Raw genomic sequence first — 17,527 nt, 5'->3', positions numbered from 1 at the left:
AAGCCGAGGATGACGGCGAGGTCCTGCCCGCGTGAGTTGTTACCAGCCGTAGTCTAGATCGAGGTCGTGGGCGTATTCGCCGCCCCGGAGGTTGAAGGCTTCCTCGATCGCGTAGGGTCCGCCGCCGGTTTTCGGTTTGGCCGAGAACAGCACGAAGCGCGAGACAATGAAGGGCTTGGTGCGGAAGGCGCCGAGGCGCTGGAGCACGTGCGCCACGTCGTCGGCGCTGGCATATTTCAGGCGTGCGAGCGTGACGTGCGGCTTGTATTGACGGCCATCGGGCGGAAGCCCTGCCGATCGGGCGGCGCGGTCGCAGGCGCGGGCCAGTGCTTCAAGCGGCGCTGACTCCTCCACGCCGGCCCAGATCGAGCGCGGCTCGTTGCCGCCAAAGACGCCGATGCCGGACAGGCGCAACTCGAAGGCGTCGAGATCGATCGATTCCAGGCGATCGGCAAATTCGGTTGCCTGCGGGCGCTCGATATCGCCAACGAAGCGCAGCGTCAGATGCAGGTCGGTGGGTTCGGTCCAGCGGCCACCGCCGGGGAGCGGGATCTTGAGCCGCGCGATTTCCTCGCGCTGCTCAGCGGGGATTTCGATGCCCGTGAACAGGCGCGGCATAGCTCGACCTTTCTCAATCAGCTCTTGGGTGTGGTGCGGCGTGCCTCGACGCGGGCGATCAGCTCTTCCACCGACGGCGTGATCTGGCGGACGATCTCGGCGACGCCCTTGGAGTTCGGATGCATGCCGTCTTTCTGGTTCAGCTTGGCGTTCAGCACCACGCCTTCGAGAAAGAAGGGATAGAACACCAGAGCGTGCTCCTTGGCGAGATCGGGAAAGATGGCGTCGAAATCGTCGGAGTAGGTGTCGCCCCAGTTGGCGGGCGAGCGCATGCCGGTGAGCAGCACAGGGATGCCGCGCTTATTGAGCAGGTCCAGGATCTTCCGCAGGTTTTCGCGCGTGACCTTGGGGTCGATGCCGCGCAACGCGTCGTTGGCGCCGAGCTCGAGGATGACAGCGTCGACGTCGTCGCCGATGGACCAGTCGAAGCGCGCAAGACCGGCTGCCGTGGTGTCACCGGCGACACCGGCGTTGGAGACGACGACGTTGTGGCCGCGTGCGCGCAATTCCTTTTGCAGCTGCACGGGAAAGGCCTGGCTCTGACGCAGACCGTAGCCCGAGGTGAGGCTGTCGCCGAATGCGACAATGCGGACGGGTTTGGCCGAATCTGCGGCGGCGCTCGCAATCTGGATGCCAGCTGCGGCGCTGAGAAAAACGACCAGCGCCGTCAAAATGTTGACGAGCGCCGTCTTAGATACCACCTGAGACGAGGCCAAAGCGTTGCTTCCTGCAGACATCGGCTTCATGCTTCTCCCCGACAGATCAAGGATGGCCCCAACGTTCCCCAATGACGTAAAGGCGCCGTCAAGTTCAGACAAGCCTTCCCTCCCGGCATACCGCAAAGAGGAATCGTGACCGAGCCGATTGTCGATTTGAAGAATGTACGCCTCACGCTGCCCAGCAGAGCGGGGCCGGTGAGCATTCTGCGGGATGTCGATCTCAAGGCGCGCGAGGGGCAGTCGCTTGCCATCGTCGGGCCGTCCGGATCGGGAAAAACATCGCTGCTGATGGTGATGGCGGGGCTCGAACGGGCGACCAGCGGCCAGGTGAAGGTGGCCGGGCACGACCTTTCCAATATGTCCGAGGATGAGCTGGCGCTGATGCGCGGGGCCTCGCTGGGCATCGTTTTTCAGTCGTTCTATCTCGTGCCGACGATGACGGCGCTGGAGAATGTGGCGCTGCCGCTGGAGTTTGCGGGTGCAGCCGACGCGACGGTGACGGCGCGCGAATTGTTGCAGGAAGTCGGCCTCAGCCATCGCATGGAGCATTTTCCGGCGCAGCTTTCCGGCGGCGAGCAGCAACGTGTTGCCATTGCGCGGGCGCTGAGCCGGCGGCCGAAGCTCATTCTGGCGGACGAGCCGACGGGCAATCTCGACCGGCTGACGGGCGGGCAGGTGATCGACCTGTTGTTCGGCTTGCAGCGACGGCGCGGCGCGACGCTCATTCTGGTGACGCACGATGAGCGTCTGGCGTCGGCGTGCGAGCGCACCATCCGCATGTCGGATGGGCGCGTCGACACCGACACGGAGGCCGCCCTCACGTGACGGCAGCAGATACACTCAATTCATCGCCGAACGCGGGGCAAGTCACGCTGCCGCTGATCCTTTCCATTGCCGCGCGCGAGCTGCGAGCCGGATTTTCCGGCTTTCGCATTTTCATTGCCTGCGTCGCGCTGGGCGTGATGGTGATCACGAGCGTCGGCGCGGTGTCCGATGCATTGCGTGGCGGCTTCGAGCGTCAGGGCGAGGCGATTCTCGGTGGCGATGCGACGCTGGCGCGAACGCACGTCAAAGCCGACGAAGAAGAGCGGGCGATCATCGACACGTTCGGGCTCGTCAGCGAGACGGGCACGATGCGCACGATGGCGCGGCGTCCTGATGCCAGCGATCAGGCGCTGGCTGAATTGAAGGCCGTCGATGACGCTTATCCGCTAGTCGGCAAGGTAGAGATCGCGGACGGGATTGAGCTGAAGGATGCGCTGGCCGAGGGCGCGGTGGTCGATCCGGCGCTGCTGGAGCGGCTGAAGCTCAAGGTCGGCGACGAGATGGGCCTGGGCGATGCGCGGGTGAAGGTTGCCGGCGCGCTGAAGTCAGAGCCTGATGGTATCACCGACCGGCTGACGTACGGTCCGCGCGTGCTGATCTCGGAAGCTACGCTGGAAAAGACGGGCCTGATCAAGCCGGGCACGCTGGTGCGCTGGCGCTATGCGCTCAAGCTCGGGGACGCTGCAGCCAGCGATAACGAGCTGCTGGCGCTGCGCAACCGGATCGACAGCGAGCTGTCGGATTCGGGCTTCACGATTGCGGATCGGCGCGATCCTTCTCCGCAGGTGACGCGCACGCTGGAGCGGTTGCGGCAATTTCTGACGCTGGTGGGGCTGACGTCGCTGCTGGTCGGCGGTGTCGGCATCGCCAATGCGGTGGCGACGTTCATCGACAAGCGGCGCAAGGTGATCGCGACGATGAAGAGCATCGGCGCGACGAGCCGCATGGTGCTCGGGATTTTTCTCGCCGAGGTGATGGCGGTCGCCGCGGTGGGTGTCGGTATCGGGCTCGCGCTCGGCATGCTGGCGCCGTTCGTGCTCGATTGGCTGTTTGGCGATCTGTTGCCGATTGCCGCGGAAATGACGGTGACGCCGCTCAGCATCGTGACGGCACTGGTCTACGGCTTTGGCGTGGCGCTGCTGTTCACGCTGTGGCCGCTGGGGCGGGTGGAGCGCGTCAGCGCGTCTATGCTGTTTCGCGACGAGGTTTCCTCTGAACGGGCGCTGCCGCGGCCGTGGGTGATCGTGAGCACGGTCGGTATTGCGCTGGCGCTATTCGCGTTTGCGGCGCTGACGTCCGATTCGCAGCGCATTGCCGTCTTTTTCGCCGTCGGGCTCGTGGTGGTGTTCGCAGTGTTCTATGCGCTGGGCCTGGCGGTGACGTGGCTGGCGCGTCGCGTCCCGCGGCCGCGCTATCCGGAGCTGTCTTTGGCGATTGCCAATCTCGGCTCTCCCGGCGGATTGACGCGTTCGGTGGTGCTGTCGCTGGGTGCGGGGTTGTCGCTGCTGGTAGCGGTGGCGCTGGCCGATGCCTCGTTAGTGCGGGAGCTGCAGCAGCGGCTCCCATCCTCGTCGCCCGACTATTTCGTGCTCGATGTGCCGAAGGACGATTTCGCGGCAATGCGTGGGCTGATCACGCGGCAAATCCCGGGTGCGGTGCTGGACGAGGCGCCGATGCTGCGCGGACGGCTGGTGCGGCTCAATGACGTGCCGGTGGAAGAGGTGAAGGCGCCGCCGGAAGCGCAGTGGGTGCTGAATGGCGACCGCGGTCTTTCCTATTCGGATGACGTGCCGCCGGGCTCGCGTGTGGTCGAGGGTGAGTGGTGGCCGAAGGACTACGACGGCGAGCCGCTGGTGTCGTTCGAGGCGGAGCTGGCGAAGAAGCTGGGGCTGAAGCTTGGCGATACGGTCACGGTCAATGTGCTGGGGCGCAACGTGGCGGCGAAGATCACGAGCCTGCGCGAAGTCCACTGGGAAAGCCTCGCCATCAACTTCGTGATGCTGTTCTCGCCCAACACGCTGCGGGGAGCGCCGCACAACCTCTTGGTGACAGTGTCGCTGCCACCGGGCACGTCGCTATCCACCGAGGGCGATGCGATGCGCGAGGTGGCGAAGGCCTATCCGTCGATGACGGCCATTCGCGTCAAGGACGTGCTGGTGATGGTCAATGACGTCTTCACGAAGGTGATGACGGCAGTGCGGGCGGCAGGGAGCGTGACGCTGATTGCGGGCGCGCTGGTTCTAGCGGGGGCGCTGGCGACGGCGCAGCGGCGGCGGATTTTAGAGGCGGTGATCCTGAAGACGCTCGGGGCGACGCGGCGGCGGATCCTGACCGCGCACTTCCTGGAGTACCTGATCCTGGCGGCGGTGACGGCGCTGTTTGCGGTGGGTCTCGGGGCCCTCGCGGCGTCGATCGTGGTGACGCAGCTGATGCACGTTCCGTTCGTGTTCTCAGTCAGCGCGGTGGCTTTGGCGCTCGCCGTGTCGGTGGGCCTGGTCTTCCTTTTCGGGGGTGCGGGTACGTGGGCGATTCTGCGGGCTCCGGCGGTGCCGTACCTTCGATCAGAGTAAGCTATTGAAAAAGCGACAAATGTGTCCGATGGCGCGTGTGCTGGCTGTCGATTCTTACATTTTCGTAAGCCTTGAAAGGTTCGCAGTCGCAGATCATATTTCGTTACGCGATTTGGCTACGTTTGGCCGAACCAAGGGATCTTAGGGATAGAAATATGTCTCAGCTCGACAACAGGTACGCAACTCCAGCCTATCCGGGCCGCACGTCGGCTACGGTAGACCAGGGCCTGCGCTCCTACATGCTTGGCGTCTACAACTATATGGCCGCCGGCGTGGCCCTTACGGGCATTGCCGCCTATCTGACGTACTCGTTTGCCGTTTCTGGCGGTCAGATCACGCCGTTCGGCGAGGCGCTGTACAATTCTCCGCTGAAGTGGGTCGTGATGCTCGCCCCGCTCGGCTTCGTGTTCTTCCTGTCCTTCCGGATCGAGAAGATGAGCACCAGTGCGGCGCAGATGACCTTCTGGGCGTTCGCTGCCGTGATGGGCATCTCGCTGTCGTCGATCTTCCTGGTCTTCACCGGCCAGTCGATCACGCAGATCTTCTTCATCACCGCGGCGACGTTCGGTGCGCTCAGCCTGTGGGGTTACACGACCAAGCGTGACATCTCCGGTTGGGGCTCATTCCTGTTCATGGGTCTGATCGGCGTCATCCTTGCCTCGATCGTGAACATCTTCCTCGGCTCGAGCGGCCTGCAGTTCGCGATCTCGGTGATCGGCGTGCTCGTGTTCGCCGGCCTCACCGCCTACGACACGCAGCGCATCAAGGACACCTACTTCCAGGTGGCCGGTAATGCAGAGCTGGCGGCGAAGAGCGCGATCATGGGCGCTCTCAGCCTCTACCTCGACTTCATCAACATGTTCATGATGCTGCTCAACCTGTTCGGTCAGCGCGAGTAGTTCTGGACGAAGACGCTCTTGAAGGCCTCGAAGCTTACGCTTCGGGGCCTTTTTGTTTGGGTGACGCGGGCTGAAAGAAGCTGTGTGTGCGGCAGATGTCGCGCTAGCTGACGTCCGCGCCATTAGGCGCGGGGCCCCTTGGGCCCTTGCCGCTATGCGGCGCTTTTTGGGTGCCGCGAACTGAGAGAGGCTTTGTTTGCGGCAGGCGTTCCGCGATCTGCTATCCGGCGCTTGCGCCGGGCGCCCTTGGCGCATTGCCGCTTCGCGGCGAAGAATAGCGCCGTCGCAGCCACGCCCACACCCGAGACAAGGGCGGAGGCTCGGCACAAATTTGCGGGGGCGATGACAGTCTCGGGGTGCAATGAGTGGCTGCCCCTCACCCTGGCCCTCTCCCCGCAAGCGGGGAGAGGGGATCAGGCGGAGACGAGGCGGGGGCGGTCGAGGACGCTCAACACGCGCAGAAGATCATGACCGCGTTTGAGTATGAGGCCAGCGGGCGCGACGACGCTGTAGGCGCCCTGCTTGCGCGCAAGCTTGGGGTTCTTCTCGATGCGGTAGAGCGGGATTTCGCTGGATCGCCGGAAGACCGAGAAGACCGCTTTATCGCGGCCCAAGTCGATGGCGTAGTCGCGCCATTCGCCAGCGGCGACCTTGCGACCGTAGACGGCGAGGATGGCGGTGAGTTCCTGCCGGGTGAATGCCGTGTGACGTTGTGATTCGGGTAGCGGGCCGGATGCGGCGGATGTGCTGCGAGAGCCGCCTGCCTGGGGCGGCGCAAAAACTATCGGGTCGGATTCGCTCAATGGCTCCTCCCTGTCGCTATATCGTCATGATTGCGCCGGTTGCCGACGATTTCAAGCACCAGACTGCCAGGAAATATGCCGATCGGCGATGTGTGGCTGTGCGCAAAGCGCGCAGGTGAGGGGCACGGAATCACCCCGACATAGTCAAATTCGCTCCCCGACCTCGACAACGATCCGCCCCAAAGGGAAGCGAATGTATCAACAGTTGCCTAGAGACCCGGTCCGAGTGAAGCCGCTTGGATTCTCAGCCCCCCAGCCCCCGGGCAGCTTCAGGGCCGGGTTTCTGGTAGCTTTCCCGTAGTACTTCATCTCCCCCAAATGGGCCGGTCCCCCAGCCGGCCCAATTTTTTTGCTCGCCCCGATTTTTGCGCGGTGTGAGCGTGGTTTGTCGCCACGCGCATCTGGACGTTCGCGCGCCGATGTCTACCTTGCATGCAAAGCGCTCGAGGCCGGGCGCGCGGCATGGAGCGGATGACGTGGCGAAGAAGTCGGAAAAATCGAAAGTGAAGTCGGCGGCGCAGAAGAAAGTCGCAGCGCGGGTGGCGAAGGCGCGCGCGAAGCTGCCGGCACGCAAGAAGCCGAGCAATCCGCTGCTGACGCGTTGGAGTGCTGCATTCGGTATTCCACCATTCGCGAAGATCGAGCCGCATCATTACAAAGGCGCGTTCGCGGAGGCGTTGAAGGAGCATAAGGCCGACATCGCGCGCATCGCCAATCAGGAGGCGAAACCGACCTTCGCCAACACGATCGTGGCGCTGGAGAAGAGCGGACGGCTGCTCGATAAGGTCGCCTCGGTTTTCTACAACCTCACCGGTGCCGATACGAACGATGCGTTGCAGGCGATCGAGCGTGAGATGGCGCCGAAGCTCGCCGCGCACGAGACGGCGATCATGCTGAACTCCAAGATATTCAAGCGCGTCGAGGATCTCTATGAGCGGCGCGATACGCTGGGCCTCGACGACGAGCAGCGGCGCGTGCTGGAGCTGCGCTACAAGTGGCTGGTGCGCGCAGGCGCGAAGCTTGGGGCCAAGCAAAAGGCTCGCGTGGGCGAGATCAATCAGCGGCTGGCGACGCTCGCCACGCAATTCTCACAGAACGTGCTGAAGGACGAGCAGTCCTGGCGCATGGTGCTGGAAGAGAGCGATCTGGAAGGCCTATCCACGGCGCTGCGCGATGCAGCGGCGCGTGCGGCTGCCGACGCGGGCCTTGCCGGCAAGTACGTGATCACGCTGTCGCGCTCCTCGGTCGAGCCGTTCCTGCAGTTCTCGTCGCGTCGCGACCTGCGCGAGCAGGCGTTCAACGCCTGGATCCGCCGCGGCGAGATGGGCAAGGAGACGGACAACCGCGCCATTACCGCGGAGATCGTGGCGCTGCGCACCGAGTTCGCCAATCTGCTCGGGTTCAAGACTTACGCCGACTACTCGCTGGAAGAGACGATGGCGAAGACGCCCGGCAGCGTGCGCGATCTGCTGACAGCGGTATGGGATCCGGCGGTGAAGCGTGCCGGTGAGGAGCGCGACGCGCTGCAGGCGCGGGCGCGGTCAGAGGGCAGCAATTTCGCCATCGCGCCGTGGGACTGGCGCTACTTCGCGGAGAAGGAGCGCAAGGCGCTCTATGACGTCGACGAGGCTTCGACGCGGCCGTACTTCAAGCTCGACAACGTGATCGCGGCGGCGTTCGAGACCGCGGGCAAGCTGTTCGGACTGAAGTTCAAGGAGATGAAGGATGCGCCGCGCTACCACGAGGATGTGCGCGTCTGGGAAGTGACGAACAAGCGTGGCGATCATGTCGGCGTGTTCCTCGGCGACTACTACGCGCGGCCGTCGAAGCGTTCCGGCGCGTGGATGAGCGCGTTCCGCTCGCAGTCGAAGGTGGCGGGCGAGGTGGCGCCGATCATCGTCAACGTGATGAACTTCGCGAAGGGCGATGAGGCGACGCCGAGCCTGCTATCGCTGGACGATGCGCGCACGCTGTTCCACGAGTTCGGGCACGGGCTGCACGGGCTGTTGTCCGACGTGACGTATCCGTCGATCTCGGGCACGGCGGTGACGCGTGATTTCGTCGAACTGCCGTCGCAGCTTTACGAGCACTGGCTGATGGTGCCGGCGACGCTGGAGAAGTTCGCTCTTCACCACGAAACCGGCAAGCCGATGCCGCCGAAGCTTTTGAAGCGGATCAAGAAGGCGCGCAACTTCAACCAGGGTTTCTCGACCATCGAGTATCTAGCGTCGGCGTTCGTCGACATGGAGCTGCATGCGCGCGAGGACGAGGGAGACGTGGATGTCGGCAAGTTCGAGAGCGAGACGCTGAAGCGGCTGGGCATGCCGAGTGAGATCGTGATGCGGCACCGGATCCCGCACTTCCTGCACATCATGGGCGGATATGCGGCGGGCTATTACAGCTACCTGTGGTCAGAGGTGATGGACGCCGACGCGTTCGCCGCGTTCGAGGAGGCGGGCGATCACTTCGACAAGGCGACGGCGAAGAAGCTGCGCAAGTTCATCTATTCTGGCGGCAATCAGCGCGATCCGCTGGAGGCGTATGTCGCGTTCCGCGGACGCCCGCCGGAGATCAAGGGCATGCTGAAGAAGCGTGGGCTGGCGAGCTAGGTTTGCTTTAGGGGGCGACACAAGCTGCAGGAAGCTTTGTATGCGGCGGGCGTCTCGCGAGTTGATGCCCGGCGCTAGCGCCGGGCGCCCTTGGCGCCTTGCCGCTGCGCGGCTGCTATAGCGTCCCGGCGACGGCGGGACTTCCCAGCCCGTCATCCTCGGGCTTGTCCCGAGGACCCACCCATCCTGTTGCAGTGAGCGTTCGAGTTTGTGGAGCGATGGATCCTCGGCATGAAGCCGAGGATGACAGGGTGTCGCCGGAGAGGTGCGTCGGAATGGCGTTGAGACGGGCTACCAGAGGCCGGTCCAGGCGGCGCCGATGATGGGGCCGGCTTTGCCTTCCTGAAGGAGTACGACAGCGGCCTCGGTCTCGGGGCGCATGATGGCGGTGCGGGCCAATTGCAGGCTCATCGCCTTGCCGTTCCATGATCCGACGGGCAGCATCTCGCGGACGATGTTGGTGTAGGTGAGGGTCTTGCCCTTGTTATCGCCGCGCTCGATCGGCACCTCGGCGCGCTTCTGCACGACGGCGAACCAAATGGTGGCGTCCTTGTAGTGGTAGCCGGCGGGGGCGTCGCCGGTTTCGATCTTGATGGTGTTGCGCTCATACCAGAAGCGTATGGGGATGCGGGCGCCGCGCAGCGCCTCGTCGGTGATCTTGAGCGCGTCCTCGATGGCGTCGGCGTTGGAGCCGTTCACGCCGATCATGCCGTTGACGACGACCTGGGGCGTGTAGATGGCGCCATCGCCGCGGGCTTTGGCGTAGGCGCGCTGGCGCTCGGAGTTCTTGTCGGAGGCGAGCGTGTCCTTCCAGCCGAGATAGTCCCAGATGTCGACGGGCAGCGTGATGGCGATGACGTTCGGGCGATCGGCGAAGCCGGCAAGCACGTGATCGGCGGGCGGGCAGGTGTCGCAGCCCTGGCTGGTGAACAGCTCGAGGACGTTCTTGTAGGGCGGGAACGACGGGTTAATGCCGGGCGGGACATCCTGGGCCAGCGACGCAGGGGCCGGCATGAACAGGGCGCAGGCCGCGAGACAGGTCAAGGTGATGGTTGGAGCTAGCCGCATGGTGGCAAAATACACCGAAAGGGTTTGCTCTATAAGACTAGGCGCCGGGTGCAACGATACAACAGAACTCACAAAGCTGTGTTCTCACGAGATTTTTGGGTGACACAAGTGGGGAGAAGCTTGTTCGACAGCACCCGTCGAACACGCTGAAACCCGCGCCACTGGGCGCGGGCGACCTTGGCGCCTTGTCGCTCTGCGACGAAAAAGGTCCGCGGCGTGTGGATTGGTGTGAACTTGGCGCTGCCGATTCACGCCCTTGCTGGTAGGTGCTCGGGCGATCGAAGCGACGGCGCCTTGCCGCTTCGCGGCCTAGGGGGGCGCGGGAGCATTCGTCACCCCCCTCCCGGGCCCTCCCCCGCAAGGGGGAGGGAGAAGGTAGGGCTCACGCGGCGGCGAGGTTGCGCAGCACGTAGTGCAGGATGCCGCCGTTCCTGAAGTACTCGAGCTCGTCGAGGGTATCGATGCGGCAGAGGATCGGCACCTTCTTCACCGAGCCATCGGCCGAGATGATCTCGGCCTCCATCTTCTGGCGCGGCTGGATGGTGATGAGGCCCGGAATGTTGACGACCTCATCGCCCTTCAAGCCGAGCGTCTGCCAGCTGGTCCCTTCCTCGAAGACAAAGGGCACGATGCCCATGCCGACGAGGTTGGAGCGGTGGATGCGCTCGAAGGATTGCGCGACCACCGCGCGAACGCCGAGCAGGTTGGTGCCCTTTGCCGCCCAGTCGCGCGAGGAGCCGTTGCCGTACTCCACGCCAGCGAAGACCACGAGCGGGACCTCGTCGGCCTTGTAGCGCATGGCGGCGTCGTAGATCGACATCTGCTCGCCGGATGGATAGTGCACCGTCCAGCCGCCTTCCTTCACGTTGCCGGCATCGTCGCGCACCATGAAGTTCTTGATGCGGATGTTGGCGAACGTGCCGCGCATCATGACCTCATGATTGCCGCGGCGGGTGCCATACTGGTTGAAGTCGGCGACGGCGACGTTGTGGTCGGTGAGATATTTGCCGGCGGGTGAAGCGGTCTTGATCGAGCCCGCGGGCGAGATGTGGTCGGTGGTGATCTTGTCGCCAAAGAGACCGAGAATACGCGCACCCTTGATGTCGGTGATGGGCGTGGGCGTCTTTTCGATCTGCTCGAAGTACGGCGGATTGCGCACGTAAGTGGATTCGTCATCCCACGCGTAGGTGAGGCCTGCGCTGGTGTCGATGGCGCGCCAGTTGGCGTCGCCATTGAATACGTCGGCGTAGCGGTCGAGGAACAACTCGCGCGTGACGTTCTCGACGATGAACTTCTGGATCTCGTGGGAGGTGGGCCAGACGTCCTTGAGATAGACCGGCTGGCCATCGCTGCCGATGCCGAGCGGTTCTTTGGTGAGATCCTTCTGCACCGAGCCGGCGAGTGCGTAAGCGACGACGAGCGGGGGCGAGGCCAGATAGTTCGCCTGCACGTCGGGGCTGACGCGGCCTTCGAAGTTGCGGTTTCCGGAGAGGACGGCCGCGGCGACGACGCCGTTCTCGTTGATGGCGGCGGAGATTTCTGGTGCCAGCGGACCGGAGTTACCGATGCACGTGGTGCAGCCGAAACCGACGAGGTTGAATCCGATCTTGTCGAGGTATGGCTGCAGTCCTGCCTTATCCAGATAGGCGGAGACGACCTGCGATCCAGGCGCGAGCGAGGTCTTCACCCACGGCTTGGAGGTGAGGCCCTTCTCGGCCGCTTTCTTGGCCAAGAGGCCGGCGGCGATGAGTACGCTGGGGTTCGAGGTGTTGGTGCAGGATGTAATGGCGGCTATGACGACGTCGCCATGGCCGATGTCGAAGGCACGGTCTTTGACGGGCACGCGCTTTGCGAGTTCGCCTGGCTTTTTGTATTCGGACTCGAGTGCGCTGGCGAAGCCGGAGGAAATGTCCGTCAGGGCAATGCGGCCCTCGGGACGCTTGGGGCCGGCCATCGACGGCACGACGGTTGCGAGATCGAGCTCCAGCGTGTCGGTGAAGACCGGATCGGCCGAGCCCGAGACGCGGAACATGCCCTGCGCCTTGGCGTATTCCTCGACGAGGTCGATGCGCGAGGATTCGCGGCCGGAGATCTTCAGGTAGTTGAGAGTCTCGTCGTCGACCGGGAAGAAGCCGCAGGTGGCGCCGTATTCTGGTGCCATGTTGGCGATGGTGGCGCGGTCGGCGAGCGACATGGAGTCGAGGCCGGGGCCGTAGAACTCGACGAATTTGCCGACGACGCCCTTCTTGCGCAGCATCTGCGTGACGGTGAGCACGAGGTCGGTGGCGGTGACGCCCTCATTGAGCTTGCCGGTGAGCTTGAAGCCGATGACCTCGGGCAGCAGCATCGACTGTGCCTGCCCGAGCATGGCGGCCTCGGCCTCGATGCCGCCGACGCCCCAGCCAAGCACGGCGAGGCCGTTGACCATGGTGGTGTGGCTGTCGGTGCCGACGAGCGTGTCAGGGTAGGCGAGGACGGTGCCGTCGGCGTAGGTGCGGGTCCAGACGGTCTGGGCGAGGAATTCCAGATTCACCTGGTGGCAGATGCCGGTGCCGGGCGGGACGACGCGGAAATTGTCGAAGGCGCCCTGGCCCCACTTGAGGAAGTTATAGCGCTCGGCGTTGCGCTGATACTCGAGCTCGACGTTGTGGGCGAAGGCCTGGGGAGAGCCGAAATCGTCGACGATGACCGAGTGGTCGATGACGAGGTCGACGGGGACGAGCGGGTTGATCTTCTTTGGGTCGCCGCCGAGGGCCTTCATGCCGTCGCGCATGGCGGCGAGGTCGACGACCGCGGGCACGCCGGTGAAGTCCTGCATGAGGACGCGGGCGGGGCGGAAGCCGATCTCCCTGCCGGCCTTGCCCTTATCGACGAGCCAGGCGGCGACGCCTTCGATGTCGGTCTTGGTGACCGTGCGGCCGTCCTCGTGGCGGAGCAGATTCTCCAGGAGGACCTTCATGGAATATGGAAGCTGCGAAATGCCCTCGAGGCCGTTCTTCTCGGCCTCCGGCAGCGAATAATAGGTGTAGGTCTTACCTCCCGCGGACAGCGTCTTGCGACACTTGAAGCTGTCCAGCGACACCAGCTGCGCGTCTTTCAAATTCGTCTCCTTCGTTTCGCAGTCGACGGCCTGCGATAGCCGTTACTCCCCGATCGTCAACCCTGCCGATAGTACGGCGGGGGACGGCGCGCGTTTAAGCTGGTAAGGTCGGCAGCTCGGAAGCCTTGTCCACGGGGAACCGATGGCTTATTGCGTCCGACCCGCCAGTCCAGCGCGCATCCATTGCCCATCTTGCGGGATTTTCCCACCTCTTCGCTAGCGCATTCTGACACACGGATGATCAAGAGCCGTGCAGCTCGTTGCTGAAAATCTAACCTTGGAGCGGGGCGCTCGCAGAATTGCGAATGGCGTCTCGTTCGTGCTGGAAAGCGGGACGGCGCTGCTGCTGACTGGGCCGAATGGCTCGGGAAAATCGACACTTCTGCGCGCCTTGGCCGGTTATTTACGCCCAAGTGAGGGAACGGTGAAACTGCGCGGAGAGAGCGGTGCCTTCGAAGGCAGCAGCGAATCCGGCGAAGTCGCCGAGGTGTGTCATTTCGTCGGACATCTCGACGGGATAAAGACGCACCTGACGGTGAAGGAGAACCTCGCCTTCTGGGCGACGTATCTGGCGGGGCCCGTCGATGGGAAGCAGACCACGGCGGATCGGGTGGAGGATGCGCTGGAGCAGTTCGCGCTCGATGCGCTGGCGGAAATTCCGGCGGGGTATCTTTCCGCCGGCCAGAAGCGGCGTCTCGGCCTTGCGCGCCTCGCCGTCGCAAAGCGGCCGATCTGGCTCTTGGATGAGCCGACGGTGTCGCTGGACGTTGCCTCGGTGAAGGTGCTGACCGATGCCATAGACGCGCACCTCAAAGCGGGCGGGATGGCGGTGATCGCGACGCACTTGCCGATGGAATTGGCGAGCGTGCAGTCGATGCAGCTCGGACGGGCGCAGGTGTCCGCATGAGTGCGTTCATTGCCCTTCTCAGCCGCGACCTTCGGCTGGCGGTGCGCCAGGGCGGTGCGCTCGGCACGGCGCTCGGGTTCTACATGCTAGTGGTCACGCTGCTGCCTTTAGGTCTCGGGGCTGACCTCAATCTGCTGTCGAGGATTGCGCCGGGCGTGCTGTGGATCGCGCTGCTGCTGGCAGCATTGCTGTCGCTCGGGCGGGTGTTCTCGTCCGACTACGAGGACGGCACGCTGGATGTGCTCGCTACCGGGCGGTTGCCGATGGAACTTGTGGTCGGGGCGAAGGCGCTGGCGCACTGGATCTCGACCGGTATTCCGCTGGCGCTGATGGCTCCGGTGCTGGGCCTGCTCCTTAATCTCGAACTCAGCGCCTACCCGCTTTTGTTCGGGACGATGTTGGCCGGGACGCCGGCGATCTCGTTCATCGGCGCGGTGGGCGCGGCGCTGACCTTGCGGGCCTACCGGGGGGGCCTGCTGATTGCGCTGCTGGTGCTGCCGCTCTATGTGCCGACGCTGATTTTCGGCATGGCGGCCATCAATGGGCTGCTCGGGGCTTCGGGTACGGCGAGTGCCTTCCTGATCCTCATCGCCCTGTCGCTGGCCTCGGTGGTGCTTTGCCCCCTCGCCGCGGCGGCTGCGCTGCGGCTGCAGATGCAATAAGAAGGGCAGTGGGCAACAGGGAGCGGGCAGTCGGGCGTGGGCTCAGGGAGTTCACCTTACTGCAACGCAGCAGGGCTATTTGCTTGCCACGTCTGCCGGGTTGCCCGTTGTTCATTTGCGCTTCAGTGCGCAACCGCTTAGATCGTTTTCAATGACGCAGACCCTGACCCAGCGACTGGCCAATCCGACCCGCTTCATGGAGCTTTCGGCTTCCGTGTTGCCGTGGGTCGCCGGCGCCGCAGCTGTGGTGATCGGCTATGGGCTCTACTTGAGCTTTTTCGTTGCCCCGCCCGACTATCTCCAGGGCGAGACGGCGCGGATCATGTTCATCCATGTGCCGTGCGCGTGGCTGTCGATGGCGGTGTACGCGATCATCGCCATGTCGTCGTTTGGACTTCTGGTGTTCCGGCATCCGCTGGCGGACGTGTCGGCCAAGGCGGCGGTGCCGCTCGGCGCGGCGTTCACGTTCCTCGCCCTGGTGACGGGGTCGCTGTGGGGACGGCCGACGTGGGGCACCTATTGGGTGTGGGACGCCCGGCTGACGTCGGTGCTGATCCTGTTTTTTCTTTATCTCGGCCTGATGGCCCTGCGCTCCTCGATCGAGGATGAAGCGCTGGCATCGAAGCTCACGGCGATCCTGGCCCTCGTGGGCATCGTCATGCTGCCGATCATCAAGTTCTCGGTGAACTTCGGAAATACGCTGCATCAGCCGGCTAGCGTGATCCGCGTGGGCGGTCCGACGATCGACACGGCGCTGCTGGTGCCGCTGCTGGTGATGGCGGTGGGTTTTACGCTGATGTTCATCGCCATGCACCTCAAAGCCATGCGCAATGAAATCATGCGGCGGCGGGTGAAGGCGCTGCAGCTTGCCGAAGTTGAACGCGCGCAGGCATCGCAACTGGCGGCGGCGGAGTAACGGCATGGACCTCGGAGTGGACCTTGGACCGCACGCAAGCTTCATCTGGGCGGCATATGGCATCGTTACGGTGGTGATCGGCGCGATGATTGCCTGGCTCATCCTCGATGGGCGCGAGCAGGAGAGGCGTCTGGCAGATTTTGCGGCGCGCGGCGTCAAGCGGCGCAGTGCCTCGCGAGCCTGAACAAGAAAGCTCAACAGCGATGACCAACGAGCCTGCGCCACGCACGCGTAAACGCGGTATCGGCTGGGTGCTGACGCCGGTTCTGGTGTTTGCCGGCCTGGTGGCGCTGTTCGCCTTCGCGCTGCAGGGGGGAGATCCCTCGAAGCTACCGTCGGCGTTGCTGGGCAAACCGGCGCCCGTGACGGAGTTCGCGTCGCTGGAGGGCCTGCTGGCGGATGAAAAGCCGGTACCCGGGTTTACGAGCGGCGAGCTTGCGACGGGCAAGCCGGTGATCGTCAACTTCTGGGCTTCGTGGTGCGCCCCTTGCGCCGAGGAGCAGCCGCTGCTGGTGCAATTGCAGAAGCGCTCGGGTGTTGCGCTCTACGGCGTCAACTACAAGGACGATCCGGTGGCGGCACGGCGATTTCTCGGCCGCTACGGCAATCCCTTCACAGCGGTGGGTACCGATCCCAAGGGCCGCGGCGCGATCGAGTGGGGCGTCTATGGCATGCCGGAGACATTTGTCCTCAACGGCAAGGGCGAGATCGTGTTCAAGCACGTGGGCCCGGTCTCGGTGCAGAGCATCGAGCAGCAGCTGATGCCGGCTATTGTTAGGGCTTCCTCATTGCAGTGACACGAGCGGTGAGAAGCTTTGTCTGCGGCGAACGCCGCGCAAGCTGAGAGCCGGCGCTCGCGCCGGGCGCCCTTGGCGCCTTGCCGCCGGTGGCGGCCAAGAGTGCGTGCGCTCCCCCGTCATTCCGGCGAAGGCCGGGACCCAGGCACGCCGCCGCAATTGCGACGGAAGAAGCGGTCGGCACCAGCCGATCCAGGTGGATCCTCGGCGTGATGCCGAGGATCAAAGTTCTGGATGGTCCGAAACCAAGCTCTAGAGCGGGAAGAATTCGCCGCGAGAGTGGTTGAGCACGGACAAAGTGCCACTGGCGATGTCAAAGTAGGCGCCGTGAATGGCCAGCTTTCCTTTGTCCTCGGCCTCGGAGACGAAGGGGAAGGTGCGCAGGTGCTTGATGGAGGTCTTTACGCCCTCCTTTTCCAACGCGGCCTGGCGTTCTGCCTCGGTGGCGGTCTGGTGCGCGGCGACAACCCGCAGGCGGGCGTCGTCGAGCATCGACATCCAGCGCGAGATGAACTGCGCTTCAGTCTGCTTGGCGGCGCTCTGGTCAAGCGCGGCTTTGACGCCGCCACAACCAGAATGGCCCATGACGATCATGTGTTTGACGCGCAGGTTGAGCAGGGCAAACTCGATCGCCGAGCTGACGCCGTGGAATTTGCCTCCCGTCTCGTAGGGCGGGATCAGGTTGGCAACGTTGCGCACGACGAAAAGCTCGCCAGGCATGGCGCTGAAGATCGTTTCAGGATCGACCCGGCTGTCGGAGCACGAAACGATCATGGCCTCGGGACTCTGCCCGTAAGCGGCCAGCTCTTCGTATTCCTCTGCCTTGGGCAGGAAGTGACGATGGTGGAACCGGCGGTACCGGTCGGCGAGTTTTTCGGGAAAGCTGCTCATGGTCTGTTCCATGCCCGCTTCTTCAGGCGAAGCGGAGATGTCAAATCGTCCGAGTGGCGCGCCGCGTCAAGCGTTGAGTTAACGCTCGTTTTTCAATGAACGGCGTGCACTTGCTGTGATGCAACTCAGGGTCTATGTTCCGC

The 17,527-nt window shown here is 64.0% G+C and carries 15 protein-coding genes; 9 read left to right on the top strand and 6 right to left on the bottom strand.

The features are described from left to right. Positions 1-39: 39 nt before the first annotated feature. Together thpR and ACP15D_RS11680 are read right to left on the bottom strand one after the other, a co-directional pair. A complete protein-coding gene (gene thpR / locus ACP15D_RS11685) occupies positions 40-618 on the bottom strand; it encodes an RNA 2',3'-cyclic phosphodiesterase (protein ID WP_424957666.1) in 579 nt (192 codons plus the stop codon). A 17-nt stretch (positions 619-635) separates the two neighbouring features. Next, on the bottom strand, positions 636-1,436 hold the full coding sequence (locus ACP15D_RS11680; protein WP_424957665.1) for an arylesterase: 801 nt from the start codon (positions 1,434-1,436) through the stop codon (positions 636-638). Positions 1,437-1,466: 30 nt separating this feature from the next. Between ACP15D_RS11680 and ACP15D_RS11675 the strand changes: the two genes are divergently transcribed. From ACP15D_RS11675 to ACP15D_RS11665, 3 genes are all read left to right on the top strand, one after another. Next, positions 1,467-2,162, top strand: coding sequence for an ABC transporter ATP-binding protein (locus ACP15D_RS11675; RefSeq protein WP_244536061.1), 696 nt, complete (start codon positions 1,467-1,469; stop codon positions 2,160-2,162). Then, a complete protein-coding gene (locus tag ACP15D_RS11670; RefSeq protein ID WP_424957664.1) occupies positions 2,159-4,732 on the top strand; it encodes an ABC transporter permease in 2,574 nt (857 codons plus the stop codon). The genes ACP15D_RS11675 and ACP15D_RS11670 overlap by 4 nt, the downstream gene beginning before the upstream one ends. Positions 4,733-4,887: 155 nt before the next feature. Then, entirely contained in the window at positions 4,888-5,631 is a 744-nt protein-coding gene (locus tag ACP15D_RS11665; RefSeq protein ID WP_424957663.1) for a Bax inhibitor-1/YccA family protein, read from the top strand. Between the two features lie 413 nt (positions 5,632-6,044). Here the strand turns inward: ACP15D_RS11665 and ACP15D_RS11660 are convergent, their stop codons facing one another. After that, the gene (locus ACP15D_RS11660) at positions 6,045-6,434 is read right to left on the bottom strand and encodes a DUF2794 domain-containing protein (RefSeq protein WP_424957662.1); all 390 of its coding nucleotides are present in this window, start codon (positions 6,432-6,434) and stop codon (positions 6,045-6,047) included. A 539-nt stretch (positions 6,435-6,973) separates the two neighbouring features. On the opposite strand from ACP15D_RS11660, the gene ACP15D_RS11655 reads away from it, so the two are divergent. Beyond that, positions 6,974-9,043, top strand: a complete 2,070-nt coding sequence (locus ACP15D_RS11655) for a M3 family metallopeptidase (RefSeq protein ID WP_424959225.1) — start codon at positions 6,974-6,976, stop codon at positions 9,041-9,043. Between the two features lie 291 nt (positions 9,044-9,334). Here the strand turns inward: ACP15D_RS11655 and ACP15D_RS11650 are convergent, their stop codons facing one another. Both ACP15D_RS11650 and acnA read right to left on the bottom strand, forming a co-directional pair. Then, entirely contained in the window at positions 9,335-10,057 is a 723-nt protein-coding gene (locus tag ACP15D_RS11650) for a DUF1223 domain-containing protein (protein ID WP_424957661.1), read from the bottom strand. Between the two features lie 436 nt (positions 10,058-10,493). Beyond that, positions 10,494-13,196: an aconitate hydratase AcnA gene (acnA, locus tag ACP15D_RS11645; protein WP_424959224.1), complete on the bottom strand. Its 2,703-nt coding sequence runs from the start codon at positions 13,194-13,196 to the stop codon at positions 10,494-10,496. Between the two features lie 265 nt (positions 13,197-13,461). Here acnA and ccmA point away from each other — a divergent pair, with 265 nt between their 5' ends. The 5 genes from ccmA to ACP15D_RS11620 all read left to right on the top strand — a co-directional run bounded on the left by ccmA (position 13,462) and on the right by ACP15D_RS11620 (position 16,493). Next, on the top strand, positions 13,462-14,118 hold the full coding sequence (ccmA, locus tag ACP15D_RS11640; RefSeq protein WP_424957660.1) for a heme ABC exporter ATP-binding protein CcmA: 657 nt from the start codon (positions 13,462-13,464) through the stop codon (positions 14,116-14,118). Continuing rightward, the gene (gene ccmB, locus ACP15D_RS11635; RefSeq protein ID WP_424957659.1) at positions 14,115-14,780 is read left to right on the top strand and encodes a heme exporter protein CcmB; all 666 of its coding nucleotides are present in this window, start codon (positions 14,115-14,117) and stop codon (positions 14,778-14,780) included. Before ccmA ends, ccmB begins: the two co-directional genes overlap by 4 nt. Before the next feature lie 151 nt (positions 14,781-14,931). Further along, positions 14,932-15,696, top strand: coding sequence for a heme ABC transporter permease (locus ACP15D_RS11630; protein ID WP_424957658.1), 765 nt, complete (start codon positions 14,932-14,934; stop codon positions 15,694-15,696). A gap of 4 nt (positions 15,697-15,700) precedes the next feature. Continuing rightward, complete coding sequence (gene ccmD / locus ACP15D_RS11625) at positions 15,701-15,880, top strand: heme exporter protein CcmD (protein WP_424957657.1); 180 nt, start codon at positions 15,701-15,703, stop codon at positions 15,878-15,880. Positions 15,881-15,899: 19 nt separating this feature from the next. Further along, entirely contained in the window at positions 15,900-16,493 is a 594-nt protein-coding gene (locus ACP15D_RS11620; protein ID WP_424957656.1) for a DsbE family thiol:disulfide interchange protein, read from the top strand. Positions 16,494-16,745: 252 nt separating this feature from the next. Here ACP15D_RS11620 and ACP15D_RS11615 read toward each other — a convergent pair whose 3' ends face one another. After that, a complete protein-coding gene (locus ACP15D_RS11615; RefSeq protein WP_424957655.1) occupies positions 16,746-17,384 on the bottom strand; it encodes a carbonic anhydrase in 639 nt (212 codons plus the stop codon). Between the last annotated feature and the right edge of the window lie 143 nt (positions 17,385-17,527).

The organism is Hyphomicrobium sp. 1Nfss2.1 (assembly GCF_965243865.1).
In the GTDB taxonomy this organism is placed as follows: domain Bacteria; phylum Pseudomonadota; class Alphaproteobacteria; order Rhizobiales; family Hyphomicrobiaceae; genus Hyphomicrobium_A.
The sequence above is the reverse complement of the archived record's forward strand: the minus strand, read 5'-3'. Positions and strand labels throughout refer to the sequence as shown.